The sequence below is a fragment of the Pseudomonas sp. TKO26 genome, from assembly GCF_003225665.1.
In the GTDB taxonomy this organism is placed as follows: domain Bacteria; phylum Pseudomonadota; class Gammaproteobacteria; order Pseudomonadales; family Pseudomonadaceae; genus Aquipseudomonas; species Aquipseudomonas saponiphila.
In genome coordinates this window covers 77,124-104,034 of the sequence record NZ_QKLN01000001.1, presented here as the reverse complement: position 1 = coordinate 104,034, position 26,911 = coordinate 77,124, and the positions used below count along the sequence as shown (strand labels likewise).

General features: G+C 63.0%; 30 protein-coding genes. 18 read left to right on the top strand and 12 right to left on the bottom strand.

The genetic code is table 11. The features are described from left to right. Positions 1-193: 193 nt before the first annotated feature. Both DNK59_RS00530 and mqo read left to right on the top strand, forming a co-directional pair. Positions 194-427: a hypothetical protein gene (locus DNK59_RS00530; protein WP_110721958.1), complete on the top strand. Its 234-nt coding sequence runs from the start codon at positions 194-196 to the stop codon at positions 425-427. A gap of 736 nt (positions 428-1,163) precedes the next feature. Next, entirely contained in the window at positions 1,164-2,675 is a 1,512-nt protein-coding gene (gene mqo / locus DNK59_RS00525; RefSeq protein WP_110721957.1) for a malate dehydrogenase (quinone), read from the top strand. Between the two features lie 67 nt (positions 2,676-2,742). Here the strand turns inward: mqo and DNK59_RS00520 are convergent, their stop codons facing one another. The 4 genes from DNK59_RS00520 to DNK59_RS00505 form a co-directional block, all read right to left on the bottom strand. Continuing rightward, positions 2,743-3,030: a PA4642 family protein gene (locus DNK59_RS00520; RefSeq protein ID WP_092310403.1), complete on the bottom strand. Its 288-nt coding sequence runs from the start codon at positions 3,028-3,030 to the stop codon at positions 2,743-2,745. 63 nt (positions 3,031-3,093) lie between these two features. Then, positions 3,094-3,579: a hypothetical protein gene (locus DNK59_RS00515; RefSeq protein ID WP_110721956.1), complete on the bottom strand. Its 486-nt coding sequence runs from the start codon at positions 3,577-3,579 to the stop codon at positions 3,094-3,096. Between the two features lie 93 nt (positions 3,580-3,672). Beyond that, positions 3,673-4,146, bottom strand: a complete 474-nt coding sequence (locus DNK59_RS00510) for a WbuC family cupin fold metalloprotein (protein ID WP_110721955.1) — start codon at positions 4,144-4,146, stop codon at positions 3,673-3,675. 3 nt (positions 4,147-4,149) lie between these two features. Beyond that, on the bottom strand, positions 4,150-4,707 hold the full coding sequence (locus tag DNK59_RS00505; RefSeq protein ID WP_042941423.1) for a hypoxanthine-guanine phosphoribosyltransferase: 558 nt from the start codon (positions 4,705-4,707) through the stop codon (positions 4,150-4,152). A gap of 165 nt (positions 4,708-4,872) precedes the next feature. Here DNK59_RS00505 and upp point away from each other — a divergent pair, with 165 nt between their 5' ends. Both upp and DNK59_RS00495 read left to right on the top strand, forming a co-directional pair. Further along, positions 4,873-5,511 carry a uracil phosphoribosyltransferase gene (gene upp, locus DNK59_RS00500; protein WP_011063386.1) on the top strand — a complete coding sequence of 213 codons (639 nt, stop codon included), beginning with the start codon at positions 4,873-4,875 and terminating at the stop codon, positions 5,509-5,511. 2 nt (positions 5,512-5,513) lie between these two features. Further along, the gene (locus DNK59_RS00495; protein ID WP_092310397.1) at positions 5,514-6,788 is read left to right on the top strand and encodes a uracil-xanthine permease family protein; all 1,275 of its coding nucleotides are present in this window, start codon (positions 5,514-5,516) and stop codon (positions 6,786-6,788) included. 56 nt (positions 6,789-6,844) lie between these two features. Here DNK59_RS00495 and hemH read toward each other — a convergent pair whose 3' ends face one another. Beyond that, positions 6,845-7,870, bottom strand: a complete 1,026-nt coding sequence (hemH, locus tag DNK59_RS00490; RefSeq protein ID WP_092310394.1) for a ferrochelatase — start codon at positions 7,868-7,870, stop codon at positions 6,845-6,847. A 13-nt stretch (positions 7,871-7,883) separates the two neighbouring features. Further along, positions 7,884-8,786, bottom strand: a complete 903-nt coding sequence (locus tag DNK59_RS00485; protein WP_110721954.1) for a TIGR01777 family oxidoreductase — start codon at positions 8,784-8,786, stop codon at positions 7,884-7,886. A gap of 194 nt (positions 8,787-8,980) precedes the next feature. On the opposite strand from DNK59_RS00485, the gene DNK59_RS00480 reads away from it, so the two are divergent. The 12 genes from DNK59_RS00480 to DNK59_RS00425 all read left to right on the top strand — a co-directional run bounded on the left by DNK59_RS00480 (position 8,981) and on the right by DNK59_RS00425 (position 19,016). Continuing rightward, positions 8,981-9,967, top strand: coding sequence for an NAD(P)/FAD-dependent oxidoreductase (locus DNK59_RS00480; protein WP_092310388.1), 987 nt, complete (start codon positions 8,981-8,983; stop codon positions 9,965-9,967). Beyond that, complete coding sequence (locus DNK59_RS00475) at positions 9,964-10,179, top strand: TIGR02450 family Trp-rich protein (RefSeq protein ID WP_092310385.1); 216 nt, start codon at positions 9,964-9,966, stop codon at positions 10,177-10,179. The genes DNK59_RS00480 and DNK59_RS00475 overlap by 4 nt, the downstream gene beginning before the upstream one ends. Positions 10,180-10,299: 120 nt before the next feature. After that, positions 10,300-11,250, top strand: a complete 951-nt coding sequence (locus DNK59_RS00470; RefSeq protein WP_110721953.1) for a DUF523 and DUF1722 domain-containing protein — start codon at positions 10,300-10,302, stop codon at positions 11,248-11,250. Between the two features lie 3 nt (positions 11,251-11,253). Beyond that, a complete protein-coding gene (locus DNK59_RS00465; protein ID WP_110721952.1) occupies positions 11,254-12,189 on the top strand; it encodes a MerR family transcriptional regulator in 936 nt (311 codons plus the stop codon). Between the two features lie 13 nt (positions 12,190-12,202). Next, positions 12,203-13,645 carry a deoxyribodipyrimidine photo-lyase gene (gene phrB, locus DNK59_RS00460; RefSeq protein WP_110721951.1) on the top strand — a complete coding sequence of 481 codons (1,443 nt, stop codon included), beginning with the start codon at positions 12,203-12,205 and terminating at the stop codon, positions 13,643-13,645. After that, the gene (locus DNK59_RS00455; RefSeq protein ID WP_110721950.1) at positions 13,642-14,067 is read left to right on the top strand and encodes a nuclear transport factor 2 family protein; all 426 of its coding nucleotides are present in this window, start codon (positions 13,642-13,644) and stop codon (positions 14,065-14,067) included. Before phrB ends, DNK59_RS00455 begins: the two co-directional genes overlap by 4 nt. Then, entirely contained in the window at positions 14,064-14,834 is a 771-nt protein-coding gene (locus DNK59_RS00450; protein ID WP_110721949.1) for an SDR family oxidoreductase, read from the top strand. The genes DNK59_RS00455 and DNK59_RS00450 overlap by 4 nt, the downstream gene beginning before the upstream one ends. Then, the gene (locus DNK59_RS00445; RefSeq protein WP_110721948.1) at positions 14,831-16,078 is read left to right on the top strand and encodes an NAD(P)/FAD-dependent oxidoreductase; all 1,248 of its coding nucleotides are present in this window, start codon (positions 14,831-14,833) and stop codon (positions 16,076-16,078) included. Before DNK59_RS00450 ends, DNK59_RS00445 begins: the two co-directional genes overlap by 4 nt. Further along, positions 16,075-16,890 carry a DUF1365 domain-containing protein gene (locus tag DNK59_RS00440; protein WP_110721947.1) on the top strand — a complete coding sequence of 272 codons (816 nt, stop codon included), beginning with the start codon at positions 16,075-16,077 and terminating at the stop codon, positions 16,888-16,890. The genes DNK59_RS00445 and DNK59_RS00440 overlap by 4 nt, the downstream gene beginning before the upstream one ends. Beyond that, positions 16,877-18,148 carry a cyclopropane-fatty-acyl-phospholipid synthase family protein gene (locus tag DNK59_RS00435; protein WP_110721946.1) on the top strand — a complete coding sequence of 424 codons (1,272 nt, stop codon included), beginning with the start codon at positions 16,877-16,879 and terminating at the stop codon, positions 18,146-18,148. Before DNK59_RS00440 ends, DNK59_RS00435 begins: the two co-directional genes overlap by 14 nt. Next, complete coding sequence (locus tag DNK59_RS00430; RefSeq protein ID WP_110721945.1) at positions 18,141-18,656, top strand: DUF2878 domain-containing protein; 516 nt, start codon at positions 18,141-18,143, stop codon at positions 18,654-18,656. Before DNK59_RS00435 ends, DNK59_RS00430 begins: the two co-directional genes overlap by 8 nt. Positions 18,657-18,710: 54 nt before the next feature. Further along, positions 18,711-19,016 carry a YkgJ family cysteine cluster protein gene (locus DNK59_RS00425; RefSeq protein WP_047306050.1) on the top strand — a complete coding sequence of 102 codons (306 nt, stop codon included), beginning with the start codon at positions 18,711-18,713 and terminating at the stop codon, positions 19,014-19,016. A gap of 8 nt (positions 19,017-19,024) precedes the next feature. Here the strand turns inward: DNK59_RS00425 and DNK59_RS00420 are convergent, their stop codons facing one another. The 6 genes from DNK59_RS00420 to hemA form a co-directional block, all read right to left on the bottom strand. Beyond that, positions 19,025-19,543, bottom strand: coding sequence for an acyloxyacyl hydrolase (locus DNK59_RS00420; RefSeq protein WP_110721944.1), 519 nt, complete (start codon positions 19,541-19,543; stop codon positions 19,025-19,027). A 115-nt stretch (positions 19,544-19,658) separates the two neighbouring features. Beyond that, the gene (gene murI / locus DNK59_RS00415) at positions 19,659-20,450 is read right to left on the bottom strand and encodes a glutamate racemase (protein WP_110721943.1); all 792 of its coding nucleotides are present in this window, start codon (positions 20,448-20,450) and stop codon (positions 19,659-19,661) included. Beyond that, on the bottom strand, positions 20,443-21,198 hold the full coding sequence (locus tag DNK59_RS00410; protein WP_092317034.1) for a molybdopterin-synthase adenylyltransferase MoeB: 756 nt from the start codon (positions 21,196-21,198) through the stop codon (positions 20,443-20,445). The genes murI and DNK59_RS00410 overlap by 8 nt, the downstream gene beginning before the upstream one ends. Further along, positions 21,192-22,022, bottom strand: coding sequence for a peptide chain release factor N(5)-glutamine methyltransferase (gene prmC / locus DNK59_RS00405; protein ID WP_110721942.1), 831 nt, complete (start codon positions 22,020-22,022; stop codon positions 21,192-21,194). Before prmC ends, DNK59_RS00410 begins: the two co-directional genes overlap by 7 nt. Beyond that, the gene (gene prfA, locus DNK59_RS00400) at positions 22,023-23,105 is read right to left on the bottom strand and encodes a peptide chain release factor 1 (RefSeq protein WP_060841025.1); all 1,083 of its coding nucleotides are present in this window, start codon (positions 23,103-23,105) and stop codon (positions 22,023-22,025) included. Then, positions 23,105-24,379, bottom strand: a complete 1,275-nt coding sequence (hemA, locus tag DNK59_RS00395; RefSeq protein ID WP_092310344.1) for a glutamyl-tRNA reductase — start codon at positions 24,377-24,379, stop codon at positions 23,105-23,107. Before hemA ends, prfA begins: the two co-directional genes overlap by 1 nt. A gap of 183 nt (positions 24,380-24,562) precedes the next feature. On the opposite strand from hemA, the gene DNK59_RS00390 reads away from it, so the two are divergent. Together DNK59_RS00390 and lolB are read left to right on the top strand one after the other, a co-directional pair. Then, a complete protein-coding gene (locus DNK59_RS00390) occupies positions 24,563-26,287 on the top strand; it encodes a tetratricopeptide repeat protein (RefSeq protein WP_110721941.1) in 1,725 nt (574 codons plus the stop codon). A 4-nt stretch (positions 26,288-26,291) separates the two neighbouring features. Then, positions 26,292-26,909, top strand: coding sequence for a lipoprotein insertase outer membrane protein LolB (gene lolB, locus DNK59_RS00385; RefSeq protein ID WP_092310339.1), 618 nt, complete (start codon positions 26,292-26,294; stop codon positions 26,907-26,909). Positions 26,910-26,911: the final 2 nt, after the last annotated feature.

The following is a 26,911-nucleotide window of genomic DNA, read 5'->3' as shown; positions in this document are numbered from 1 at the left end:
GGAATCAGGCACAAACAGGCCCGCAGTATAGCGGTGCACAACCGCGACGAACCAGCGTCAGGCACGAGTTAGTCAAGACTCAGACAGGTGCCGTACAAGCGGGTTCCTGTAACCTGCCTTTCACCCGCGATACATCAGGATGCAACGATTCAAGGACATTCTTATCGTCAATGACACAATCAGGTGCCTGGTCATGAACTTCCTTCGCTCCCTGTTCGCCCCGCGTCAATCATTTCGCAGCTTCGCCTTGCTCGACAGCCAGGGACGCTGCCAGGCCTTCAAGCATTGTCTCGCCGTCCCGGTGGGCGACGGCTGGGTGGAAATCCAGGAAGTTCGCCTGAATTGGTTGCACCAGCCATTGCCCGCCAGCGCCCGGATCAGCCCACACAGCGCCGGCCCTGTGGTGCAACCGATACTGGCCACCTGACCAACAGCCTAATAAAAGTCACGAAACAGGATCATTTCTGCGCATTTCTTCGTTACAATCTCCCCCCGATTATAAGGACGTCTCCTGATCGGGCCTCGCAGTACCGCCAACGCCACTGCATTGGCACCCCGCACCGCCCACAGAGAGCCGCCCACACAGATCGAGTGAAGCTGGCGTGCTTGCTGTACCACCTTGCAAACCTCCACTTTTCGCGAATCTGCAGAGCTGCCATTGCTCGGCCACTGAAATTTGCCCGTTGTGCCCGCGTGCCTTGCATGCCGGCAACACCGCTCGGGCCAGGTGCCAGGCCAAGGCAGCCCTTTTTTGAGGTTCACGTCTTCAAAAGAGCGTGAAAAAACGGGTTTTCACAACTTCACAAGAGTGTGGCGAGCAAATGAATAGTTTTGCGTCTGAACTGGCACCATTGGCCTCTACAACAGCCCGATTACACAGGACCGAGCACTCCTCAAGAACTGGTGCTTGAAGCCTGTCCGCTGACGGATTTGGTTGCACGAGCGGATGTATCGACCATAAGTCGAATTGCCCCAGGCGCCCCGAGATGCGTTCATATGCACCTTGAGGCCCGGTTGGCAGCGTCCGCAGTAGTTGCAAAGAATTGCGAAGATTCGGACATGGCGATCCTGGCCATGGGTAACCTGGGGCATAACGTGAACCGCCCCGTCACTCCTGGCAGCCATGCCGTCAATTTGGTGCTGCAGATTTTGGAGACGCGTTAATGGCGCATAACGAAGCAGTAGACGTCGTATTGGTCGGGGCCGGCATCATGAGTGCCACCCTCGCTGTACTGCTCAAAGAGCTCGACCCCGCAATCAAGCTGGAAGTCGTCGAGCTGATGGATTCGGGTGCCGCGGAGAGTTCCAACCCGTGGAACAACGCCGGTACCGGCCACGCAGGCCTCTGTGAGCTGAACTACACGCCACAGGCCGCCGATGGCAGCATCGACATCAAGAAAGCCGTGCACATCAATACCCAGTTCGAAGTGTCGAAACAGTTCTGGTCCTACCTGACCAAGAAAGGCACCTTCGGCTCGTCCAAGTCCTTCATCAGCCCGGTGCCGCACCTGAGCTTCGTGCAGGGCGACAAGGGTGTGTCCTTCCTGAAGAAGCGCTTTGAAGTGCTGAGCCAGCACCACGCCTTCGCCGACATGGAATACACCGAAGACAAGGCCAAGATGGCCGAGTGGATGCCGCTGATGATGCCGGGCCGCCCGGCGGACGAAACCATCGCCGCCACGCGCGTGATCAATGGCACCGACGTCAACTTCGGCGCCCTGACCAACCAGTTGCTCAAGCACCTGACCAGCGCCCCCGATGCCCAGGTCAAGTACTGCAAGCGCGTGACCGGCCTCAAGCGCAACAAGGACAACGGCTGGACCGTGAGCATCAAGGACGTCAACAGCGGCAACAGCCGCGAAGTCGACGCCAAGTTCGTGTTCCTCGGCGCCGGTGGCGCGGCCCTGCCGCTGCTGCAGGCTTCCGGCATTGAAGAAAGCAAGGGCTTTGGCGGCTTCCCGGTGAGCGGCCAGTGGCTGCGTTGCGACAACCCGGAAGTGGTCAAGCAGCACCAGGCCAAGGTCTACAGCCAGGCCGCCGTGGGTTCGCCACCGATGTCGGTGCCGCACCTGGACACCCGCGTGGTCGACGGCAAGAAGTCCCTGCTGTTCGGACCTTATGCCGGCTTCACCACCAAGTTCCTCAAGCACGGCTCGTTCCTCGACCTGCCGATGTCGGTTCGCGCCGGCAACATCGGCCCGATGCTGGCCGTGGCCCGGGACAACATGGACCTGACCAAGTACCTGGTCAGCGAAGTCATGCAGTCCATGGAACAGCGCCTGGAATCCCTGCGCCGCTTCTACCCCGAGGCCAAGGCCGAGGACTGGCGCCTGGAAGTGGCCGGGCAACGGGTACAGATCATCAAGAAAGACCCGAAGAAAGGCGGCATCCTGCAGTTCGGCACCGAACTGGTGGCAGCCAAGGACGGCTCCCTGGCCGCCCTGCTCGGCGCATCTCCGGGCGCTTCGGTGACCGTGTCGATCATGCTGGAACTGATCGAACGCTGCTTCCCGGCCAAGGCCAGCGGCGAATGGGCCGCCAAGCTCAAGGAAATTTTCCCGGCGCGGGAGAAGGCCCTGGAAACCGACGCGGCGCTGTATCACAAGATCAACAGCGAAAATAACCTGAGCCTGGAGCTGGTCGAGCCAAGCAAGGAAACCGAAAGCTGCGCCTGATCTGCCGCCCATAAAAAACGCCCCGGCCTGCAAAGGACGGGGCGTTTTTTTTCGCCTGCTGAACGACTCAACCGCGAGCGTTGTTGATCAGCTCGATGTAGTCGGCGGCGTTGCGCTGATCCTTGATCAGGTCAACGAAGGTCTGGCCGTGCTCATCCTTGCCGTCCAGATCCAGGCCGGCGGCGAGGAAGAAGACCAGGAAACGCTCGAAATCGTCGATGCGCAGGCCACGATAGGCCTTGATCAGCTTGTGCAGGGACGGCGAAGTGGCGTCGACCGGCTCGAAATCGAGGAACAACTTGATCTGCTCGTCGCTGATCTCGTCACCAATCACTTGTTTCTTATCTTTACGCATTGCCGACTCCAGCTCGCAGACATTACACGGGGCCGGCAGTTTACCCTCAGCCTGCCTCGGGCCTCAACGCGGACGCACGCTGCCGGTATGCAAGTCGGCCCAGATATGGCCATTGGCGTAGCTGAGGAACTGGCAATACACAGTGTCGTTACGCAACAGGTCCATCACCGCCCGATACTGAGCCAGGGGGTAATAGAGGGTCAGGGTCCTGGTCTTGGCGTCGTACTGGGGCTTTTTCAGGCTTTTGCTCTCACCGTCGAAATTCACCAGCACTTGGCTGATGCTGGCGCCCTTGTTCAGCGGCTTGCCCTTGAGCCGCACCCACACCGGCGATGTCACCGGAATCGGCTGCTGATTGGATTGACGCTGGCTGCCAATCACCACCGAATACTCGGTGACCTGCAACAGCTGCTGCTGTTCAGGAACCGAGTCGCGCAGAGTCAGGTCATCAGGCGGCAGAAACTGCCCGTGCAGAGGCGCCGGGGCAGCTGCCAGGGGCAGGCTCAAGCTCAGAAGAAGGGCCGCGCTAGTGCGAATCAACAGGCTCATGACAGGCTCCAATCAAGGGCTGAGCACTCTAGCACGGGTTTTTGCTGCAAATCCTCACGACCTGTGATCGCAACGCAGGCGATGCAGACACCGTCAGTCGAACTGAGCGCGCATCCAGGCCTGGTATTCGGCGACCCCGGGATCACCTTCCCGGGGCGCCCAAGCGGCCTGTTCGCCTTCACTGACCGGACGATAAGGACCGGCCTTGCATTCGAACATCAGGCTGTTGGCTTCAAGCGCCACCAGGCCATGGAAGACTCCGGCCGGCAGATCGACCCCGACACAGTCACCACCGGCCTGCAAGACGCGCTTGCCCATTACCTGGCCCGCCTCATCGAAAATCAGCACGCCCAGCCGCCCCTTGAGCACCAGCAGTGTCTCGGCCTTGTCGGCGCTCAGGTGCCGGTGCGGTGGAACATAGGTCGAGGGTTGCAGCGCCACCGCCATGCGATGGCAAGGCTCTTCCATGGCGTGGAAGTTGTGGTGCTGGCGCCCACGGGGATTGGCCGCGGCCTTCTCAGCCAGGTCGCTGAACAACGCTTGATCGAGAAAGCTTGGCCCGGTCATGTCTTACATCCCTTTCACGGCATAGATGCCGGCGGCGTTGCGCCAGTAGCCCTTGTAGTCCATGCCGTAGCCGAAGACGTAACGGTCGACGCAAGGCAGGCCCATGTAGTCGGCCTTGAGGTCCGGACGGGCCTTGCGATCGTGTTCCTTGTCGATCAGCACCGCCGTGTGCACGGCGCGAGCACCGGCGTGTTTGCAGAAGTCGATGATCGCGCCCAGGGTGTGACCTTCATCGAGGATGTCATCGATGATCAGCACGTCGCGGTCAATAAAGGAGACTTCCGGCTTGGACTTCCAGAACAGCTCGCCACCGCTGGTTTCGTTGCGATAACGGGTGGCGTGCAGGTAGGAGGCTTCCAGGGGGAACTGCAGGTGAGTCAGCAGTTTGCCTGCGAAGATAAGGCCACCATTCATGACGCAGAACACCACCGGATTGCGCTCAGCCAGTTCTTCAGTGATTTGTGCACCGACACGGGCGATGGCCGCTTCGACTTCAGCTTCGGTGTACAGGCAGTCAGCCTCGCGCATGATTTGACGGATATGCTCGAGATCAGCGGACATGGCGCTCTCCAAGGGGGTGGCAGTTTCGGAAAAGCGGGCAAAGGTACGCATCCGGCCCGATCAGATCAAGCGTTTCTGGACTAACGTACTTTATGTCTATAGGACAACCACCCCGGATAGATTAATCTAGGCCGTTTTTTTTGCCCGCCGCCGGAGCCTTTCCCTATGCCCATCCGTGAGATCCGCCATCCGCTGATCCGACACAAACTTGGCCTTATGCGCCGCGCAGACATTAGCACGAAGAACTTTCGCGAGCTCGCTCAGGAAGTCGGTGCCCTGTTGACGTACGAAGCCACCAAAGACCTGCCCCTGGAAAGCTACGAGATTCCAGGCTGGTGCGGCCCGGTCCAGGTCGAAAAGATCGCCGGCAAGAAGATTACCGTGGTGCCGATCCTGCGCGCCGGTATCGGCATGCTCGAAGGCGTGCTGAGCCTGATCCCGGGCGCCAAGGTCAGCGCCGTGGGCGTGGCCCGCAACGAGGAAACCCTGCAGGCCCATACCTACCTGGAAAAACTGGTACCGGAGATCGACGAGCGCCTGGCGATGATCATCGACCCGATGCTGGCCACCGGCAGCTCCATGGTCGCCACCATCGACCTGCTGAAAAAAGCCGGCTGCCGCGACATCCGCGCCATGGTCCTGGTTGCCGCTCCCGAAGGCATCGCCGCCGTGGAACAGGCGCACCCTGACGTGACCATCTACACCGCGTCCATCGATCAGAAGCTCAACGAACATGGCTACATCATTCCTGGCCTGGGTGATGCCGGTGACAAGATCTTCGGCACCAAGCAGAAGGACTCCTGATCATGCAGGACGAGTTCAACGATCCGCTCTGGCGCCAGGTGCTGTCTGGCGCGCAGATGCTTTTCGTGGCCTTTGGCGCCCTGGTGTTGATGCCGCTGATTACCGGTCTTGACCCGAACGTGGCGCTGTTCACGGCGGGTCTCGGGACTCTGTTGTTCCAACTGGTAACCGGGCGCCAGGTGCCGGTATTCCTGGCGTCGAGCTTTGCCTTCATCACCCCGATCATTCTTGCCAAGGGCCAGTTCGGCCTGGCGGCGACCATGGGCGGCGTGATGGCGGCCGGCTTCGTCTACACCTTTCTCGGCCTGGCAGTGAAGATCAAGGGCACAGGCTTCATCGATCGCCTGCTGCCACCGGTGGTCATTGGCCCGGTGATCATCTCCATCGGCCTGGCCATGGCCCCCATCGCCGCCAACATGGCCATGGGCAAGGCCGGTGACGGCAGCGAACTGATCCATTACCAGACGGCCATGATGATCTCCATGCCGGCGCTGCTCACCACGCTGATCGTGGCGGTGTTCGGCAAGGGCATCTTCCGCCTGGTGCCGATCATTTCCGGGGTATTGGTGGGCTTTGCCCTGTCCTTCTACTTCGGCGTGGTGGACACCGCGAAGATCGCCGCCGCGCCCTGGCTGGCACTGCCACACTTCACCGCACCGGAGTTCAACTGGCAGGCGATCCTGTTCATTGTTCCTGTGGCCCTGGCTCCGGCCATCGAACACATCGGCGGGGTGATTGCCGTGGGCAGTGTCACCGGTCGCGACTACCTGAAGAAGCCCGGCCTGCATCGCACCCTGTTCGGTGACGGCATCGCCACCACCGCAGCCGGCCTGTTCGGCGGCCCGCCCAACACCACCTACGCCGAAGTCACTGGCGCAGTGATGCTGACCAAGAACTACAACCCGAAAATCATGACCTGGGCGGCGGTCTTCGCCATCTCCCTGGCCTTTATCGGCAAGTTCGGCGCCCTGCTGCAAAGCATTCCGGTGCCCGTGATGGGCGGGATTCTCTGCCTGCTGTTCGGGTCGATTGCCGCGGTGGGCATGAACACCCTGATCCGCCACAAGATCGATCTGGGCGAAGCCCGCAACCTGGTGATCGTCTCGGTGACCCTGGTGTTCGGGATTGGCGGCGTGCTGGTGGGAACCGGCACCGGTCCGGACGACTTCGGCCTCAAGGGCATCGCCCTGTGCGCCATCGTCGCCATCGCGCTGAACCTGGTACTGCCGGGTAATGACAGCTGGAAGAACAAGAAGGCCGACGAGCCTTTGATCTAAAGCACCTTCGCCGGCAAGCCGTCGCCTCGCAGGAGTCGACTTGCCGGCGAAGCCGCTTACAACGCCAACGGCGCCCGCGCGCACAAGGTGTTCAAGGCCTGCGCCCATTGCGGGTCGTCATTCAGGCACGGGATCAACAGCAGATCCTCGCCCCCCGCCTCACGGAACTGCTCGCGCCCGCGATCACCGATCTCCTCCAGAGTCTCGATGCAATCGGCGACAAACGCCGGACACATGACCATGAGCTTCTTCACGCCCTGCTTGGCCAGTTCATCAAGGCGCGTCTCGGTGTAGGGCTCGATCCACTTGGCCCGGCCCAAGCGCGACTGGAACGACACCGACCATGTGCCATCCGCCAACCCCAGGTGCTCGGCCAGGGCCGATGCCGTTCGCAGGCACTGGGCGCGGTAACAGGTGGCCAGCACCGCGGGAGAAGCGTTGCGGCAACAGTCGGCATCCTTGAAGCAATGCTGACCGGTAGGGTCGAGCTTGGTCAGGTGCCGCTCCGGCAGACCGTGGAAGCTCAGCAGCAGATGATCATGCTCCTGGGCCAGGTAAGGTCTGGCACTGGCCGCCAGGGCCTCGATGTACTCGGGCTGATCGTAGAACGGCTGCAGCACGCTGAACTGCACATCCAGCTTGCGCTCGCGCACCACGCGCCGGGCCTCTTCGATCACCGTGGTCACGGTGCTGTCGGCGAACTGTGGATAAAGCGGGGCCAGGGTGATTTTCTTCTGCCCCTGGGCCACCAGCTTGAGCAGCGCCGACTCGATCGAAGGTTCGCCGTAACGCATCGCCAGCTCTACCGGGCCCTGCTTCCACTGCTCGCTCATCACCTGCTGCAAGCGGCGACTGAGCACCACCAGCGGCGAACCGTCCTCCCACCAGATCGAGGCGTAGGCATGGGCCGACTGCTCCGGGCGCTTGATCAGGATCAGCGACACCAATAACCGCCGCACCGGCCAGGGCAGGTCGATGACATAGGGGTCCATGAGGAACTGGTTGAGGTAGCGGCGCACATCTGCCACCGAAGTGGAGGCCGGCGAACCGAGATTGACCAGGAGCAACGCGTGATCGGTCATGCAACGTCCTATTTCAAAGGCGGCTGGCAATATCGTCCAGGGCCGCGGACAAATCAGTGAACTGGAAAGTGAATCCCGCCTCCAGCAAACGCGCGGGAACGGCACGCTGGCCGCCCAGCAACAGCAACGACAACTCACCCAGGGCCAGGCGCAAGACAAAGCCCGGCAGCGGCATCAGCGCCGGCCGGTGCAGCACCCGCCCCAGGCTCTTGGCGAATTCGCGGTTGCGCACCGGCTTCGGCGCGCAGGCATTATAAGGACCCCGTGCCTCATCCTGATGCACAAGAAAATCAATCAGGGCAATTTGGTCGTCGATATGAATCCACGGCATCCACTGCCGACCGCTACCGATAGGGCCGCCTAGTCCCAGCTTGAATGGCAGCAGCAGGCGCGACAAAAAGCCGCCCTCGGCAGACAGCACCAAACCGGTGCGCACCAGCACCACACGCACCCCCATGGCTTCGGCACGCTGGGCCGTTTCTTCCCAGGCGATGCACAGCTGGCTGGCAAAGTCTTCATTGACCGGTGGCGAATCCTCACTCAGTTCCCGTTCCCCGCCGTCGCCGTACCAACCTACCGCCGATCCCGAAACCAGGACCCTGGGCTTGTGCTCCCGACTTTCGAGCCAGGTCAGCAGGGTTTCGGTGAGGGCAATACGGCTGCCCCACAGCAGCGCCTTGCGCTTGTGGGTCCAGGGCCGATCGGCGATCGGGGCTCCGGCCAGGTTGATCACCGCATCCAGCGGCGCCTGGTCCAGGTCTTGCAAAGTTCTGATGGCCCGCACTTGGGGGCCGCACAAAGCGGCCACTTTTTCGGGATGGCGCGTCCATACACTCAATTGGTGACCCTGGGCCTGCCAGTAACGACACAGCGCACGCCCGATCAAACCAGTACCGCCGGTCAGCAATATATGCATGACATCTTCCTCGCGTGGCGTTTTACCCGAATCACTAGTCTATTTTTATAAGCAGGGATCTTTTCAATCGGACAGGCTGTGATTTAACGATAGACAACCTGCACAACCGATGACGCCGAAAGCTATACCAAAAAACAATATTGTACAGGTTTTAGTAGCGGCGTAATCTGTACAGACTGGTAAACGAGGCCCCTATGACAGTACCCATCGCAATCATTGGTACCGGCATCGCCGGACTCTCCGCCGCCCAGGCACTGCGAGATGCCGGGCACAGCATCCAACTCTTCGACAAGAGCCGCGGCAGCGGTGGGCGCATGTCGAGCAAACGCAGCGATGCCGGCAGCCTGGATCTGGGAGCCCAGTACTTTACCGCCCGCGACCGTCGTTTCGTCACCGAAGTCCAGCGCTGGCAAGCCAAGGGCTGGGTCGCCGAATGGGCACCGCAACTCTACAACTCCCACGGCGGCCAGCTCAGCCCCTCCCCCGACGAGCAGACCCGCTGGGTGGGCACACCACGCATGAGCGCCATCACCCGCGCCCTGATCGGCGATGTCGAAGTGCACTTCGCCTGCCGCATCACCGAGGTCTTCCGTGGCGAACAACACTGGCACCTGCAAGACGCCGAAGGCTTTACCCATGGCCCCTTCAGCCATGTGGTGATTGCCACGCCGGCGCCGCAAGCCACCGCTTTGCTGGCCGCCGCGCCGAAGCTCGCCGGGGTGGCCGCCGGGGTGAAAATGGACCCGACCTGGGCCGTGGCCCTGGCTTTCGATACCCCCCTGGAAACCCCGATGGAAGGCTGCTTCGTCCAGGACAGCCCACTGGACTGGCTGGCCCGCAACCGCAGCAAGCCTGGACGCGATAGCCACCTCGACACCTGGATCCTGCATGCCACCAGCACCTGGAGTCGGCAGCACATCGACCTCTCCAAGGAGGCCGTGACCGAACAATTGCACGGGGCCTTCGCCGAGCTGCTGCACAGCGTCATGCCCGCCCCGACCTTCAGCCTGGCCCATCGCTGGCTCTATGCCCGCCCGGCCACCAGCCATGAATGGGGCGCCCTGGCCGACGCCGACCTGGGGCTGTATGCCTGCGGCGACTGGTGCCTCTCCGGTCGGGTCGAAGGCGCCTGGCTCAGTGGCCAGGAGGCCGCGCGCCGGCTGCACGAGAGCCTGCAGTGAATCGACTCAACCCCCGCAAACTGCTGCTGTCGAAGTGGACAGCAGCCCACCCGCAACGCCGCGAGAAGCATTTTCTGGTCACCGAACTTTTCTGCGATGAAGAAGGCACCGTGCTGGACATCGAACTGCAAGCGGTGCTCACCCGACGCTGCCAGCGATTGAGCTGGCAAGTCCTGCAGAACGATAGCGAGTGGCGAATGGGCTGGCGGTAACCGGCCCGACTGCAGGGCAATACCTATACAAACAATTTGACTTGTACAACTTTAATTCTATGATGAAGACAAGTTGTACAACGTTGCGTTTTTGTACAGGTAAGCCCTGGAGGTTGCAGCATGTCCGCCAAGCCGAAAATTGCCATCAGCGCCTGCCTGATGGGCGTAGAAGTCCGCTACAACGGAGGACACAAAGAGTCCCGCCTGTGCAGTCGAGTCCTCAGCGAACACTTCGATTTCGTGCCCCTGTGCCCGGAAGTCGCCATCGGCATGGGCACCCCCCGCGAACCTATCCGACTGGTCGGCGACCCCGAACAGCCACGGGCCGTAGGCACCGTAGACCCCAGCCTGGACGTCACCCAGCCCCTGGCCGAATACGGCCAACGCATGGCCGCCGAGGTCGATGACATCTGCGGCTACATCTTCATGCAGAACTCGCCCTCCTGCGGCCTGGAGCGGGTCAAGGTGTACCAGGCCAACGGCATTCCCCACCGCAACGGCGGTCGCGGTATCTATGCCCAGGCGTTCTGCCAGAAACATCCCGATCTGCCAGTGGAAGAAGCCGGGCGCCTAAATGATCCGGTGCTGCGGGAAAACTTCCTGACTCGGGTCTACGTCTATCGCGACTGGCAGGCGCTGCTCAAGCAAGGCCTGACTCGCCGCGCCCTCACCGACTTCCACTCGCGCTGCAAATACCTGCTGATGGCCCACCATCCGGTGCAGTACAAGACCCTGGGCAATCTGCTGGGCAGCATGGGCAAGAGCGATCCGAATCTGATCGGTCCGCGCTACTTCAGCGAGCTGATGACGGCGCTGAGCAAATGCGCGACCCGCGGCACCCACAGCAATGTGCTGCTGCACCTGAGCGGCTACCTCAAGCAGGCCATCAGCAGCGCGGATAAACAGGAAGTGCAACATGTCATTGGTCAGTATCGTCACGGCATCGTGCCGCTGGTAGTGCCCCTGACCCTGCTCAAGCACCACTTCCGCCAACACCCCGATCCCTACATTGCCCAGCAGTTGTACCTGCAGCCGCATCCGGAAAACCTCAGCCTGCGCAACGCGATCTGAGCCATGAAAGGACTCGATCAACAGGCCGAAGACAACAGCGCCCACTACCGGCGCGCCCTGGATGAGGGCTGGCTGCCGATTCGCGAAGTGGCGCGCCAGACCGGAGTCAACGCCGTCACCCTGCGCGCCTGGGAGCGCCGTTACGGACTGATCGTGCCCCTGCGCACGCCCAAGGGTCACCGCCTGTACTCCCAGGACCAGGTGCAGGAAATCCTCACCATCCTCACCTGGCTCAATCGCGGGGTGGCGGTCAGCCAGGTCAAGCACCTGCTGGACAGCGCCCCAAGCGCCAGCACACCGGCCGAGAATGATTGGCAGCGCCTGCGCCAGACCCTCGGTCTGGCGATCAGCCAACTGGCTGAGCGCAAGGTCGACGACACCCTCAACCAGGCCATGGCCCTGTACCCGCCGCGCACCCTGTGCGAGCACCTGCTGATGCCCTTGCTGGCAGAGCTGGAGCAGCGCTGGCAGGGCCAGTTCGGCAGCCAGATGGAACAGGTGTTCTTCTACTCCTGGCTGCGCAGCAAGCTGGGGGCGCGGATCTACCACAACAACAGGCAACTGCAGGCCCCACCGCTGCTGCTGGTCAACCAGTCGGACCTGGCGCTGGAGCCCCACCTGTGGCTGACCGCCTGGCTGGCCAGCAGCGCCGATTGCCCGGTGGAAGTCTTCGACTGGCCGCTACCCGGCGCGGAACTGGCCCTGGCCGTCGAGCGCCTGCAGGCCCGGGGCCTGCTGTTGTATTCAAGCAAGGCCCTCAACCCTGCGCAGCTGCCCAGGCTGCTCAACGGCATTAGCTGCGAAAAATTCATCGCCGGACCCGCGGTGTGCATCCATCCCGCCGAGTGGTCCGTATGTCTCTCTGAAATCGCCGATCTGCACCTGGCTCAGGACCCGATAACGGCCTGCCAGGCGTTGCTTGAGCGAGGACTCTTTTGAACCGGAAATCAGCATGCAATTGATCTGGCTGCGCAGCGACCTGCGCCTACATGACAACACCGCCCTCTGCGCCGCCACCCAGCGTGGCCCCACCGTGGCGGTGTACCTGCTGAGCCCGGAGCAGTGGCAGGCCCACGACGATGCACCGTGCAAGGTCGACTTCTGGCTGCGCAATCTGCAGCCGTTGAGCAAGGCCCTGGGCCGCCTGAACATCCCCCTGCTGATCCGTAGCGCCGCGACCTGGGACCAGGCGCCCCAGGTCCTGCTGGAACTGTGCCGGCAACTGCAAGTCCGCATGCTGCACTTCAACCAGGAATACGGGATCCACGAGAGCCGTCGCGATGCCGCGGTGACCCGAGTTCTGGAAGAGGCCGATATCAGCGTCCAGGGCCATCTCGATCAACTGCTGTTCCAGCCCGGCAGCGTGCTGACCAAGAGCGGCGGCTACTTCCAGGTCTTCAGCCAGTTCCGCAAGGTCTGCTACAGCCGCCTGCACAGCGCACTGCCGGCGCTGATCGCCAGCCCCAAGGCGCAATTGCCACTGTCGATCCAGGCCGATCCCGTGCCCCGCCATATCGACGGCTTCCCGCTGCCCAGCCAATCACTGCGCGACCTCTGGCCGGCCGGTGAAGATGAAGCCCTGGGCCGTCTGGAACGGTTCACCGACGAGCAAATCAACTACTACCAGAGCGAGCGCGACTTCCCGGCCAAGCCCGGCACCAGCCAGCTTTCGCCCTACCTCGCCGCCGGAGTGATCTCGCCGCGGCAATGCCTACACGCCGCCTTGCGCTGCAATCAGGGAGAGTTCGAGAGCGGCAATCCCGGCGCCGTCACCTGGATCAACGAACTGTTGTGGCGCGAGTTCTACAAACACATCCTGGTGGGTTACCCACGGGTTTCCCGGCACCGCGCCTTCCGCCCGGAAACCGAAGCGGTGGCCTGGCGCGATGCCCCCGAAGACCTGGCGGCCTGGCAAGAAGGCCGCACCGGCCTGCCGCTCATCGACGCCGCCATGCGCCAACTGCTGGAAACCGGCTGGATGCACAACCGCCTGCGAATGGTGGTGGCGATGTTCCTGACCAAGAACCTGCTGATCGACTGGCGTGAGGGCGAGCGTTTCTTCATGCGCCACCTGATCGACGGCGACCTGGCAGCAAACAATGGCGGCTGGCAGTGGAGTTCCTCCACCGGCACCGACGCCGCACCGTACTTCCGCATCTTCAACCCGATCAGCCAATCGGAACGCTTCGACCCCGAGGGGCGCTTCATCAAGCACTGGCTGCCGCAACTGGCGGGGTTGAACAAAAGGGATATCCACAATCCCGGCGCCATGGGCGGCCTGTTCGCGGTCGCCGGCTATCCGGCGCCCATGGTCGACCTGTCGATGTCACGAGATCGCGCCTTGGCCGCCTTCAAGGCCCTGCCTGCGCGGCCGGACGTGGGAGATGCCCCATGAGTGATTTCCTTGAGCGCTTTGCCCGGGACTTCGCCAGCCTCGACAAGCACAACCTGCAGCGCCTGGATCAGCTCTACAGCGAGGACATCCAGTTCACCGACCCGCTGCATGAGGTCAATGGCTTGCCGCGCCTGCGGCACTACTTCGCCGAGCTGTACAGCAATGTCAGCGAGCTGCGCTTCGACTTCCACGGCATCGACACCTGCGGCGAAGGCCAGGGCTACCTGCGCTGGACCATGAGCTACCGCCACCCGCGCCTGCGCGGTGGCCAGCTGATCCGGGTCGCCGGCTGCTCGCACCTGCACTGGCGTGACGACAAGGTCTATCGGCATCGCGACTATTTCGACGCCGGCGCACTGCTCTACGAACACCTGCCGCTGATAGGCACGGTGATCGCCTGGTTGAAAAGGAGGCTCGGATGAACCCGGCAATGCCACGGCGGATCTGGCTCACCGGCGCCAGCAGCGGCATCGGCGCGGCACTGGCCGAGGAGCTGCTCAAGGCCGGCGCCCAGGTGGCCGTCAGCGCCCGTTCGCGCGAGCCCCTGGAGGCCCTGGCCCAGCGTTATCCGGGGCGGGTGCTGGTGGTGCCCGGCGATCTCACCGACGCCCTGCAGGTGCGTGAGATCGGCAAGCGCATCGCCCAGGCCTGGGGCGCCCTGGACACGGCGGTTCTCAATGCCGGCACTTGCGAATACATCGACGTGCAGCAATTCGACGCGGCGCTGATCCAGCGCGTGCTCAACAGCAACCTGCTGTCCGCCGGCTATTGCATCGAAGCCGCACTGCCCCTGCTGCGCGCCGGTAACCAACCCCACCTGGTGGGCGTGGCCAGTTCCGTGACCTACCTGCCGCTGCCCCGGGCCGGCGCCTATGGTGCCTCCAAGGCCGCCCTGCGTTACCTGCTGCAATCCTTGCGCATCGACCTGGCCGCCGAGGGCATCGACGTCACCGTGGTCAGCCCGGGGTTCGTCGATACCCCGCTGACCGCGCGCAACGACTTTGCCATGCCCATGAGCTGGCCCGCCGCCAAGGCCGCCCGACATATCCACAAGCGTCTGTCACACCGGGATCTGGAGATCGCTTTCCCCGCCCCGTTCATCTTCGGCCTCAAGCTGCTGTCCTGGCTGCCCGGTCGCCTGCAACTGGCCATCGCCAAGCGCCTGGCCCGCACGGGGAGTGCATCGTGAAAATCGCCATCATCGGTAGCGGCATCGCCGGCCTGACCTGCGCCTACGTTCTCAACCGTCGCCATGACATCCGGGTCTTCGAGGCCGGCAGCTGGATCGGCGGTCACACCCACACCGTGGAGGTCAGCCACAACGGCGAAACCCAGTCCGTGGACACTGGCTTCATCGTCTTCAACGACTGGACCTACCCCAACTTCATCCGCCTGCTGGGCCAGATCGGGGTCAAGTTCAAACCCACCGAGATGAGCTTCTCGGTGTGCGACCCGGTCTCGGGCCTGGAGTACAACGGCAACAACCTCAACAGCCTGTTCGCCCAGCGGCGCAACCTGCTGTCGCCCGGGTTCTGGGGCATGCTGCGGGACATTCTGCGCTTCAATAAAGCCGCCTTGCTCGATCTCCAGCAACAACGCATCGCCGCCGACACCACCCTCGGCGATTACCTGAAAAAACGAGGCTATGGCGAGCGCTTCATCCAGCATTACATCGTGCCCATGGGGTCGGCGATCTGGTCGATGTCACGGGTGCAGATGCTCGGTTTCCCCTTGCAGTTCTTTGTGCGCTTCTTCAAGAACCACGGCTTGCTGTCGGTGAACAATCGTCCCCAGTGGTGCGTGATCGAAGGTGGCTCAAGCCGCTACATCGAACCGCTGACTGCCTCGTTCCGCCAGCACATCCGCCTCGACTGCCCGGTGCAACGGGTCGAACGCGACGAATCCGGCGTGCTGATCCACAGCGCCGCCGGCAGCGAGCGCTTCGACAAGGTGGTATTCGCCTGTCACAGCGACCAGGCCCTGCAACTGCTGGCCAGCCCCAGCCGCGCCGAGCGGGAGATTCTCCAGGCCCTGCCCTACGCCGACAACGACGTGGTACTGCACACCGATACCCGGCTGCTGCCGCGCCGGCGCCTGGCCTGGGCCAGCTGGAACTACCGCCTGGACGCCAGCGGCGACAAAGCCGCCGCCGTGACCTACGACATGAACATCCTGCAAGGCCTGAAGAGCGATACCACCTTCTGCGTCAGCCTCAACCAGACCGCGGTCATCGACCCGACGCAAATCCTTGCCCGCTTCACTTACGCCCATCCGCAGTACAGCATCGAAGCGGTGGCGGCCCAGGCCCGCTGGAGCGAACTGCAAGGCGCCCAGCACAGCTTCTACTGCGGCGCCTACTGGGCCAACGGCTTTCACGAAGACGGCGTGGTCAGCGCGTTGCGCGTGGCCCAGGCCTTTGGTGAACAACTGTGAACAGTGCCCTGTACAGCGGCTGGATCAGCCATCGGCGCTTCGCCCCCAAGGACCATGCCTTCCGCTATCGGATCGGCCTCTTGTACCTGGACCTGGACGAGCAGGAGGCGGTGCTGGGGCTCTCGCCCCTGGCGGGGCGCAGCCGTTTCGCCGCCTTCGCCTTCCGCGAAAGCGACTACCTGAAAGACTTCACCGGCCAGGGCATGCGCCTGATCGACGCGGTACGCCAGCAAGTGGCCGCAGCCATCGGCCACGTGCCGGGCGGCGCGGTGCGCCTGTTGACCCAGGTGCGCAGTTGGGGCCTGGCGTTCAATCCGGTGAGCTTCTTCTACTGCTTCGAGGCCGACGGGCAACTGGCAGCGATCCTCTGTGAAGTCACCAACACCCCATGGCGCGAGCGTTATCACTACGTGCTGCCGGCCCGCCCGGACAGTGCCAGCACGCCCGAACACCAGCACTTTGCCGTGGCCAAGGCCTTCCACGTCTCGCCATTCTTGCCCCGTGACCTTGAATACCGCATGAGCTTCAGCCCGCCGGCCGAACGCCTGGGCGTGCACATGGCCGACTGGCAGGGTGATCTGAAGGTGTTCGACGCCACCCTCAGCCTGCAGCGCCAGGCCCTGGATCGCCGCAGCCTGCACCAGTACCTGCGCAGTTTCCCATGGATGACCGCCAAGACCTGCCTGGCCATCTACTGGCAGGCCCTGCGCCTGAACGCCAAGGGCATCACTTTCTTTCCCCATGAGGCCGCCGACGGCGCCTATCGCACAGCCGCTGTACAACCCAAGGATCGCCGCCATGAAATCCTCTAGCGTATCGGCCAGAAATGCCCTGTTCAGCACCCACAGCCTGACCGCCAACCTGTTGCGTCGCGGCGTGCTGCGACAACTGGCGCATCTCAAGCACGGCCAACTGCTGGTCATCGAAAACGCCGAGCGCCTGGTCTTCGGCGACCGCTCGGCGGCCTTGGTGGGTGAAATCCATATCCACGACAGCAGCGCCTGGGGGCTGGTGGCCAGCAGCGGCTCGATCGGTGCCGGCGAGGCGTTCATCCACGGCTACTGGAGCACCCCGGACCTGACCGCGGTGATCCGCGTCTTCGTCAGCAACCTGGAGGTACTGGATGCCATGGAAGGTGGCCTGGCGCGACTCGGCCGGCCGTTGGTACGCGGCCTGCACTGGCTCAATCGCAACACACGCAAGGGCTCGCAGAAAAACATCGCCGCCCACTACGACCTCGGCAATGAGCTGTTCGAGCAGTTTCTCGACCCGACGATGATGTACTCAGCCGCGCAATTTCGCAGCGAGGACGACAGCCTGGAGCAGGCCCAGTTGAACAAACTGGAACGCATCTGCCAGAAACTCGCCCTCCAGCCCGAGGATCACCTGCTGGAGATCGGCACCGGCTGGGGCAGCATGGCGCTGTATGCGGCGAAAAATTACGGGTGCCGCGTCACCACCACCACCCTGTCCAAGGAACAGTTCGCCTATACCCGGCAACGCATCGATGCCGCCGGCCTGCAGGACCGGGTCACCCTGCTGCTGGAGGACTACCGCGATCTGGACGGGCAGTACGACAAGCTGGTGTCCATCGAAATGATCGAAGCCGTGGGCCACCGCTTCCTGCCCACCTACTTCAAGCAGTGCGCGAAGTTGCTCAAAAGCAACGGCCTGATGCTGCTGCAAGCCATCACCATCCGTGACCAGCGCTATGAACAGGCGAAGAACGGCGTGGACTTCATCCAGCGCTACATCTTCCCCGGCGGCGCCCTGCCCAGCGTGCAGAAGATGCTCGAAGTGGTCAGCCGCGACACCGACATGAACCTGTTGCACATGGAGGATTTCGGCCTGCACTACGCCCGCACCCTGCGCCTGTGGCACGAAAACTTCCGCCGCGCCCACGGCCGCCTCAGCGAGCTGGGCTATGACGCCTACTTCCTGCGCCTGTGGGAGTTCTACCTGTGCTACTGCGAAGGCGGCTTCCTAGAGCGCAGCATCGGCACCGCGCAAATGCTCCTGGCCAAACCCTCGGCGGTGCCGCAACCCCTGCTGGGACGTTTCGATGCGTAAACAACTGGCCAACGCCCTGCTGTTCCAGCTGGGCTGGTTTATCTGCGTGCTGTCCGGCGACAGCGCCTGGCTGCTGTTGGGGGTGGCGATCCTGCTGGCGCATTTTCGCTGGATCGGCAGCTGGGCCGCAGAAAGCCGGATGATTTTCGGGGTCGCCCTGACCGGCATTACCCTGGACAGCTTCCTGCACTGGCTGGGGGTGTTCCAGTTCCAGCAAGTGAGCCTGCTGATTCCCCTGTGGCTGATCGTGCTCTGGGCCTTGCTGGGAACCACGCTGCGTCACTGCCTGGCGTGGACCGCCCGGCCCTGGTGGCTGACCTGCCTGGTTGGCGCACTGTGCGGACCGCTGTCCTATTACGCCGGGGGCCGCCTGGCCGGGGTGACGTTTGCCTATGGCCTGTGGCCAACCCTGCTAGGGCTGGGACTGCTGTGGAGCTTGCTGCTGCCGCTGCTGCACGTGCTGGCACGCCCCACTGCGGAAGAACCACAGGCGGCCATCCCGGACTGAGCGTCCGTCCGGGCTTTCCCACAGCACGGGCCGACTGCCTTACACTGCGCGCCTATGATCACCATTCCCGTTGTCCCCGTCCCCGAACCGGCCATCAGTTGCTCGACCTGCGCCGCCTGCTGCTGCCAGCTGGAAGTGATGCTGATCACCGACACCGGGGTGCCCGAACGCTTTATCGACACCGATGACTGGGGCGGGGAAGTCATGCGCCGCCTGGACGACGGCTGGTGCGCGGCCCTGGACCGCGACAGCATGCGCTGCAGCATCTATGAGCTGCGGCCACTGATCTGTCGCGAGTTCGAGCTGGGAGAGGCCGATTGCTTGAGCGAACGCCGGGGAATCGCCACGGCGTATCGCTGATAGCGGCCTCAGAGCGGCATCGTGTAATGCAGCGCGTAGCTTTCGATACCGTCGTTGGGGGTTTGAATGCCGGCGTTGGAGTAATGGGTGGCGCGAATACCGACTTCATGCCCGCCAGCGAAACGCAGGCCGAAACCGATGCGGTCTTCGAACTGGAAGGATGACCCGAGCCTGTTGTCCTCGACCTCGGTGTGGGCAAAGGCCGCCACCCCGATCCCCGCCTCGATGTAGGGCTTGATGCTGGCCCCGGCGAATTCGTAAACCAGCACCGGCGAGAACGACAGGCTGTGATTGCTCGATTTCTTGTCGCCATCCCAATAGGTGTAGGCGCCGCTCCAGTAACCGGTCAGGCGACCGACATCACTTTGCAGCCAGCTCTTGTCCCAGTCCCATTGCATACCCAGCCGGTAGGCCTGGGTCGAATCGCCGGTTTGTCCCACGGAGAACTCGACTCCGGCCGCCTGTGCGGAAAAACTGTGCCCCAACAACCCGGCCGCCAGCGCGGCCAAACACAACAGTCGCTTCATCAGGAACATCCTTTTTCAACGGTTACGTATGGTCTTGTACAACCTTCTGGAAAAGTTATAGAAGCCCACACGCGCTCAGAAGTTCAGCTACGGCCGAGGGTTTTTCACGTTTTCTTCACAATTGGAAACGCTGAACGCTGCCAGGGCCTTTCCACAGCAGCGGCAATACCTGGACAAAGTGCGGGACGTCGCCGCTGGTCCAGAAACGTGTCTCGCGGGCCGGGCCCCGGGCCCGCAGCTGGCCCTCATCCAGCAGGCGTTGCAACTGCCGGGCAACGGCGCCGCCCGTGTCGATCAGGCTGATATGGGCCGGCAGCATCTGCAACAGCACCGGCTTGAGAAACGGATAGTGGGTGCACCCCAGGATGATGGTGTCGCACCCGGCCGCCAGCAGCGGTTCGACATAACCCTGCAACAGTTGCCGCAGAGCGCTGCTGTCGAGGTCGCCGTTTTCGATCATTTCCACCAGGCCGGGACAGGGCTGGGTGACCACTTTCACATCCGCGGCGAAGCGATCGAGCAAGGCGGCGAACTTGGCACTCTGCAAGGTGCCGGTGGTGGCCAGCACCCCGACCACCCCGCTGCGGGTCGCCGCCGCCGCGGGCTTGACCGCAGGCTCCATGCCGACGATGGGCCAATCCGGGTAATCGCCGCGCAGGTCGGCCACCCCAGCCACGGTCGCGGTGTTGCAGGCCAGGACCAGAGCCTTGGCGCCCTGTTCGCGAAAGTAGCGCGCCATCAGGGCACAACGCTGACGAATGAACTCCGGGGTCTTTTCGCCGTAGGGGATATGCCCGCAATCGCCAAAGTACAGCAGCGATTCGTTGGGCAGCAGGTGCTGTATTTCCGCCAGCACCGACAGACCGCCGACACCGGAATCGAACACCGCAATGGGCGCTTCACTCATGCTGAACTCCGCAGACGCTGCAACCGGGATCACGCTTGACGCGCAGCTCGCGAAAACGCGTGCCCAGGGCATCGATCAATAACAGTCGGCCCACCAGAGGCTCGCCAAACCCGGCCAGCAGCTTCAGGGCTTCCAGCGCTTGCAGGCTGCCCACGGTGCCCACCAGCGGACCGAGCACTCCGGCCTCGCTGCAGGTCAGTTCGGTTTCGCTGCCATGCCCGTACAGGCAGTGGTAGCAAGGGCTTTCCTGACGCCTTGGGTCGAACACCGACAACTGCCCTTCCAGGCGAATCGCCGCGCCGCTGACCAGGGGCTTGCCGGCTGCCACGCACGCGGCGTTCACCGCCTCGCGGGTGCTGAAGTTGTCGGTGCAATCAAGCACCAGGTCCACCGCGGCCACGACGGCGGCCAGGCTGTCGACATCCAGCGCCTGGCGATGGGGCACCAGGCGGATTTCCGGGTTGAGGGCGGACAACCGGCTGATGGCCGAATCCACCTTGCCGACCCCGACACTCTGGCTGTCGTGGATGATCTGGCGTTGCAGGTTGGTCAGGTCGACGCTGTCGAAGTCGGCCAGGTGCAACTCGCCGACCCCGGCCGCCGCCAGGTACAGCGCCGCCGGGGCCCCAAGGCCACCGAGGCCGACTATCAGTACCCGGCTCTGCTTGAGGCGCAACTGGCCGTCGATGTCGACGTGTTGCAACAGAATCTGCCGGCTATAGCGCAACAGCTCCTGATCGGTCAGCACGGCAGGCACCCGAGGCTGATGCGTTCATGACCACCCAGGTCGACCCGGCTGTGGACTTCGACAAAGCCTCGGGCCGTCAACAATTCGCGCACCGCGCCAGCCTGATCGTAGCCATGCTCGAGCATCAGCCAGCCACCGGCCTCCAGGTGCCGCGGGGCCTGGTCGACGATCAGGCGCAGATCGTCCAGACCGTCCTTGCCCGCCACCAGGGCGCTTTCGGGTTCGAAGCGCACATCGCCGGCCGCCAGATGAGGATCGGCCTCGGCGATGTAGGGAGGATTACTGACGATCAACTGGAAACGCTGGGACTCGACCGCGCTGAACCAGTGGCTGCTGAGCACCGTGACGTTGTCCAGCTGCAGGCGCTGGCGGTTGCGCTCGGCCAGAGCCACGGCTTCCAGCACCCGATCCACGGCAGTGACCTTCCAGGCCGGACGCTCACTGGCCAGGGCCAGGGCGATCGCGCCGCTACCGGTGCCCAGGTCGAGGACCTTGGCCGGAGTCGCGGGCAGCAACTCCAACGCTGCTTCCACCAGCAGCTCCGTGTCGGGACGCGGAATCAGGGTGTGCGGTGCCACTTCCAGATCCAGCTTCCAGAAGCCCTGTTGCCCGAGGATGTAGGCCACCGGCTCGCCGGAACGACGTCGTTGCAGGTATTCGGCGAACAGCAGCGCGGCTTCGCTGGGCACGATGCGCTCCGGCCAGGTGTGCAGGAAGCTGCGGGGCTTGCCCAGGGCCGCCGCCAGGAGCAGCTCGGCATCCAGGCGCGGCGTCGGCGAATCGGGTAATTGAGCTGCACGCAGCAGGCTGGCGATGATGGTCATTTACTCACCCAATGCCGCAAGTTGATCGGCCTGATACTCGGCCAGCAGCGGTTCAATCACGGCCTCGACGCCCCCGGCGAGGATTTCGTCCAGGGAATACAGGGTCAGGTTGATCCGGTGATCGGTGACCCGGCCCTGAGGGAAGTTGTAGGTGCGGATACGCTCGGAGCGATCCCCCGAGCCCACCAGCAGCTTGCGCTCGCTGGCGATGGCATTGGCCGCGGCACTGGTCTGCTGGTCATTGAGCTTGGCCGACAGCCAGGACATGGCCCGGGCCCGGTTCTTGTGCTGGGAACGCTCTTCCTGGCACTCCACCACGATGCCCGAAGGAATGTGGGTGATGCGGATCGCCGAGTCGGTCTTGTTCACGTGCTGGCCGCCGGCGCCCGAAGAGCGATAGGTATCGATGCGCAGGTCCGCCGGGTTGATCTCGATGGCTTCCTGTTCGTCCGGCTCGGGCAACACCGCCACGGTACAGGCCGAGGTGTGGATGCGGCCCTGGGATTCGGTGGCCGGCACCCGCTGCACTCGGTGCGCGCCGGACTCGAACTTGAGCTTGCCGTAGACGTTCTCGCCTTCGACCCGGGCAATGACTTCCTTATAGCCGCCATGCTCTCCCTCGTTTTCCGAGAGGATCTCCAGCCGCCAGCCGCGCCGTTCGGCGTAGCGCGAATACATGCGGAACAGGTCGCCGGAAAAGATCGCCGCCTCGTCACCGCCGGTGCCAGCACGGATTTCCAGGAACACGTTGCGCCCGTCGTTGGGGTCCTTGGGCAGCAACATGCGTTGCAAGGCGCTTTCCAGCTCGGCCAATTGCTCCTTGGCCTCGCGCACTTCCTCGGCGGCCATTTCCCGCAGGTCCGGGTCGTTGTCCTTGAGCAGCGCCTGGGCGCCTTCGAGGTCAGCCTGGACCTTGAGTACCTGTTTGTAGGAAGCGACGATCGGCTCGACTTCCGCGTACTCCTTGGAGTAGGTGCGGAACTTGGCCTGATCGGAAATGACCTCAGCATCGCCGAGCAAGGCGGTCAGTTCCTCGAAACGATCCTGGAGAATGTCCAGCTTACTGAGCAGTGACGCTTTCATTACGGGGTTTTATCCGATGAGCCCTCACCGAGGGCAAAGAGTTCTTGAGCCATGGCCAGCGCATCGAGGCGACCTTCGGCGGAAAGCTTTTTCAACTGCACGCTCGGCGCGTGCAGCAACTTGTTGGTCAGGCCGCGGGCCAGTTGGGCCAGTACGTCCTCGGCGCTGGAGCCATTGTTCAGCAGGCGCAGGGCTTTCTGCAGTTCTTCGTCACGCAGGCGCTCGCTCTGTTGACGATAGGCCTTGAGCACGTCAACCGCCGCCAACTCCCGCAGGCGCACCATGAAGTCCTCGGCGCCGATGTTCACCAGTTCCTCGGCGGCCTGGGCCGCGCCCTGACGGCTCTTGAGGTTTTCCGCGACCACTTCGTGCAGGTCATCGACGGTGTAGAGGTAAACGTCGTCCAACTCGCCGACTTCAGGCTCGATATCCCGGGGAACGGCGATATCCACCATGAAAATCGGCTTGTGCTTGCGCAGCTTCAGCGCGCTTTCCACTGCGCCCTTGCCAAGGATCGGCAACTGGCTGGCGGTGGAACTGATGACGATATCGCTGTGCACCAGTTCCTGGGGAATGTCCGATAGCAGCACCGCGTGGGCGCCGAACTGCTCCGCCAGGAGACTGGCGCGCTCCAGGGTGCGGTTGGCGACTACGATGCGCTTGACCCCCAGGTCGTGCAGGTGCCGGGCCACCAGGGTAATGGTCTCGCCCGCGCCGATCAGCAACGCCTGGCTGCGCTGCAGATCGCTGAAAATCTGTTTCGCCAGGCTTACCGCGGCAAAGGCCACGGACACCGGGTTCTCACCAATGGCAGTATCGGTTCGCACCTGCTTGGCGGCGCTGAAGGTGGCCTGGAACAGCCGCCCCAGCAGCGGGCCGACGGTGCCGGCCTCGCGGGCCACGGCGTAGGCGGACTTCATCTGACCAAGGATCTGCGGCTCGCCCAACACCAGCGAATCGAGCCCCGAGGCCACCCGCATCATGTGACGAACTGCCGCATCGTCCTCATGTACGTAGGCACTGGCGCGCAGCTCGTCTAGGCTCAGGTGGTGATAGTCCGCCAGCCAGCGCAGCACCACATCCGCAGAAAGATGATCCTGTTCTACATAGAGCTCACTGCGATTGCAGGTGGAGAGGATCGCAGCTTCGCGGCTGTCGGTGAGTCGGCAGAGCTGCTGCAAGGCCTCAACCAACTGCTCAGGGGTAAAGGCCACGCGCTCGCGGACGTCTACAGAAGCAGTCTTGTGGTTAATACCGAGTGCAAGGAAGGCCATTCAAGGTCGCTGATGATGTCGAGAAGCCGGCAATTGTCCTACTTCGACCGACGCAGAACAACTACCGCCGACTATTGTCCTAATAGACTGCCTCTGTTCTGGCATCCCGTTGAGTCTCGGTTATGTTTGGCCGAAGGCTTGTGTCATGATGATCCGACCGCAGGTTAGTCGCCCTCTTCCTATATGAATAGATCCTCCGCGTTGCTCCTCGCCCTTGTCTTCCTCAGTGGTTGCCAGTCACTGGCCCCCGTTTCATCGGACGCTACGTCGCCGGTGGAAGACAGCACCCCCGCCCCTGAAAAGCCCAAGGTTTATTCCTCGTTCAGTGAAGACACCATCTTCAGCCTGCTGAGCGCTGAACTGGCGGGTCAGCGCAATCGTTTCGACATTGCCCTGGACAATTACGTGACCCAGGCCATCAACACCCAGGATCCGGGGATTTCCGAGCGAGCCTTTCGCATCGCCGAATACCTGGGCGCCGATCAGGCGGCCCTGGACACGTCGCTGATCTGGGCCAGGAACGCCCCCGACGACCTGGAAGCACAACGGGCTGCCGCCATCCAGCTGGCCCGCGCGGGTCGTTATGACGACTCCTTGCTTTATATGGAGAAGGTCCTGCAGGGCAAGGGCGATACTCATTTCGACTTTCTTGCACTGTCGGCGGCCGACACCGATCAGGACACCCGCAACGGCCTGATGAAAAGCTTCGACCGGCTGTTGCAGAAACACCCGCACAACAGCCAGCTGATCTTCGGCAAGGCGCTGCTGATGCAACAGGACGGTGACGCCAAGGACGCCCTGACTCTGCTGGAGCAGAACCCGCCGGAAGACGGCGAAGTCGCTCCACTGCTGTTGCGTGCCCGCCTGTTGCAAAGCCTGAACCGCGGCAAGGAAGCCCTGCCGCTGCTGGAAAAAAGCATCCGCAAGTACCCGGACGACAAGCGCCTGCGCCTGACCTACGCCCGCATGCTGGTGGAGCAGGACCGCATGGAAGACGCCAAGACTCAGTTCTCCAGCCTGGTCCAGCAGTATCCGGAAGATGACGAACTGCGTTACTCCCTGGCTCTGGTGTGCCTGGAGGCCAAGGCCTGGGAAGAGGCCAAGGGCTACCTGGAAGACCTGATTGCCCGGGAAAGCCACGAGGATTCCGCCCACCTGAACCTGGGACGGATCGCCGAAGAGCTGAACGATCCGCAAGGGGCCCTGATCGAGTACGCCCAGGTCGGCCCGGGCAACGACTACCTGCCTGCACAACTGCGCCAGGCCGATATCCTGATGAGCAACGGTCGTACCGACGAAGCGCAGAAGCGCCTGGTAGCCGCCCGCGATGCCCAGCCCGACTACGCCATCCAGCTGTACCTGGTCGAAGTCGAAACCCTGTCGGCGAACAATCAGGGGGACCGTGCCTGGAAAGCCATCCAGCAAGCCCTGCAGCAATATCCCGATGACGTGAACCTGCTCTACACCCGCGCCATGCAGGCGGAAAAACGCAATGACCTGGCGCAACTGGAAAAAGACCTGCGCCTGATCATCCAGCGCGAGCCGGACAACGCCATGGCCTTGAACGCCCTGGGCTACACCTTGTCGGACCGCACCACTCGCTACGCCGAGGCCAAGGTGCTGATCGAACAGGCCCACCAATTGACCCCGGACGACCCGGCGGTCATGGACAGCCTGGGCTGGGTCAACTTCCGTCTGGGCAACCTCGACGAGGCCGAGCGCCTGCTGCGCCAGGCCTTGGAACGCTTTCCCGACCAGGAAGTCGCCGCGCATCTGGGCGAAGTACTGTGGAACAACGACAAGCAGCGCGAGGCCAAGCAGATCTGGAGCAAGTTCATCAAGGGCCAGCCCGATAGCCCTGTCCTGCGCGACACCATCAAACGCCTGACCGGATCAGAGACTCTTTAAGACCATGTTTTTGCGCCACTTCATTGTTTTCAGCTTCATCGCCCTGCTGGCCGGCTGCGCCGGCTTTGGCGCCCGTGAGTCGGTCCAGGGCCAGGGCAACCCCGCCCAATGGCGCCTGCACAAGGATCAGCTGACCGGCCTCGATGGCTGGCAGATCAACGGCAAGATCGGCATTCGCGCGCCCAAGGATTCCGGTAGCGGCACGCTGTTCTGGCTGCAACGCCAGGATTACTACGACATCCGCCTGTCCGGCCCGCTGGGTCGCGGCGCGGCTCGCCTGACCGGGCGCCCCGGCCAGGTCAGCCTGGAAGTGGCCAACCAGGGCCGCTATGAAGCCACCAGCCCGGAAACCCTGCTTGAAGAACAGCTCGGCTGGAAACTGCCGGTTTCCCACCTGGCCTGGTGGGTTCGCGGCCTGCCCGCCCCGGACAGCAAGAGCCGCCTGACCCTGGACGGCGACAGCCACCTGGCCAGCCTGGAACAAGATGGCTGGCAAGTGGAATACAGCAGCTATTCCGAGCAGAACGGCTACTGGCTGCCCGAACGCATCAAACTGCATGGCAGCGACCTTGACGTCACCCTTGTGATCAAGGAATGGCAGCCGCGTAAGCTGGGGCAGTGACG

Coding starts and splice junctions, on each gene's coding strand:
- DNK59_RS00530 (WP_110721958.1), top strand. CDS start 194: ATGAACTTCCTTCGCTCCCTGTTCGCCCCGCGTCAATCATTTCGCAGC.
- mqo (WP_110721957.1), top strand. CDS start 1,164: ATGGCGCATAACGAAGCAGTAGACGTCGTATTGGTCGGGGCCGGCATC.
- DNK59_RS00520 (WP_092310403.1), bottom strand. CDS start 3,030: ATGCGTAAAGATAAGAAACAAGTGATTGGTGACGAGATCAGCGACGAG.
- DNK59_RS00515 (WP_110721956.1), bottom strand. CDS start 3,579: ATGAGCCTGTTGATTCGCACTAGCGCGGCCCTTCTTCTGAGCTTGAGC.
- DNK59_RS00510 (WP_110721955.1), bottom strand. CDS start 4,146: ATGACCGGGCCAAGCTTTCTCGATCAAGCGTTGTTCAGCGACCTGGCT.
- DNK59_RS00505 (WP_042941423.1), bottom strand. CDS start 4,707: ATGTCCGCTGATCTCGAGCATATCCGTCAAATCATGCGCGAGGCTGAC.
- upp (WP_011063386.1), top strand. CDS start 4,873: ATGCCCATCCGTGAGATCCGCCATCCGCTGATCCGACACAAACTTGGC.
- DNK59_RS00495 (WP_092310397.1), top strand. CDS start 5,514: ATGCAGGACGAGTTCAACGATCCGCTCTGGCGCCAGGTGCTGTCTGGC.
- hemH (WP_092310394.1), bottom strand. CDS start 7,870: ATGACCGATCACGCGTTGCTCCTGGTCAATCTCGGTTCGCCGGCCTCC.
- DNK59_RS00485 (WP_110721954.1), bottom strand. CDS start 8,786: ATGCATATATTGCTGACCGGCGGTACTGGTTTGATCGGGCGTGCGCTG.
- DNK59_RS00480 (WP_092310388.1), top strand. CDS start 8,981: ATGACAGTACCCATCGCAATCATTGGTACCGGCATCGCCGGACTCTCC.
- DNK59_RS00470 (WP_110721953.1), top strand. CDS start 10,300: ATGTCCGCCAAGCCGAAAATTGCCATCAGCGCCTGCCTGATGGGCGTA.
- DNK59_RS00465 (WP_110721952.1), top strand. CDS start 11,254: ATGAAAGGACTCGATCAACAGGCCGAAGACAACAGCGCCCACTACCGG.
- phrB (WP_110721951.1), top strand. CDS start 12,203: ATGCAATTGATCTGGCTGCGCAGCGACCTGCGCCTACATGACAACACC.
- DNK59_RS00455 (WP_110721950.1), top strand. CDS start 13,642: ATGAGTGATTTCCTTGAGCGCTTTGCCCGGGACTTCGCCAGCCTCGAC.
- DNK59_RS00450 (WP_110721949.1), top strand. CDS start 14,064: ATGAACCCGGCAATGCCACGGCGGATCTGGCTCACCGGCGCCAGCAGC.
- DNK59_RS00435 (WP_110721946.1), top strand. CDS start 16,877: ATGAAATCCTCTAGCGTATCGGCCAGAAATGCCCTGTTCAGCACCCAC.
- DNK59_RS00430 (WP_110721945.1), top strand. CDS start 18,141: ATGCGTAAACAACTGGCCAACGCCCTGCTGTTCCAGCTGGGCTGGTTT.
- DNK59_RS00425 (WP_047306050.1), top strand. CDS start 18,711: ATGATCACCATTCCCGTTGTCCCCGTCCCCGAACCGGCCATCAGTTGC.
- DNK59_RS00420 (WP_110721944.1), bottom strand. CDS start 19,543: ATGAAGCGACTGTTGTGTTTGGCCGCGCTGGCGGCCGGGTTGTTGGGG.
- murI (WP_110721943.1), bottom strand. CDS start 20,450: ATGAGTGAAGCGCCCATTGCGGTGTTCGATTCCGGTGTCGGCGGTCTG.
- prmC (WP_110721942.1), bottom strand. CDS start 22,022: ATGACCATCATCGCCAGCCTGCTGCGTGCAGCTCAATTACCCGATTCG.
- prfA (WP_060841025.1), bottom strand. CDS start 23,105: ATGAAAGCGTCACTGCTCAGTAAGCTGGACATTCTCCAGGATCGTTTC.
- hemA (WP_092310344.1), bottom strand. CDS start 24,379: ATGGCCTTCCTTGCACTCGGTATTAACCACAAGACTGCTTCTGTAGAC.
- DNK59_RS00390 (WP_110721941.1), top strand. CDS start 24,563: ATGAATAGATCCTCCGCGTTGCTCCTCGCCCTTGTCTTCCTCAGTGGT.
- lolB (WP_092310339.1), top strand. CDS start 26,292: ATGTTTTTGCGCCACTTCATTGTTTTCAGCTTCATCGCCCTGCTGGCC.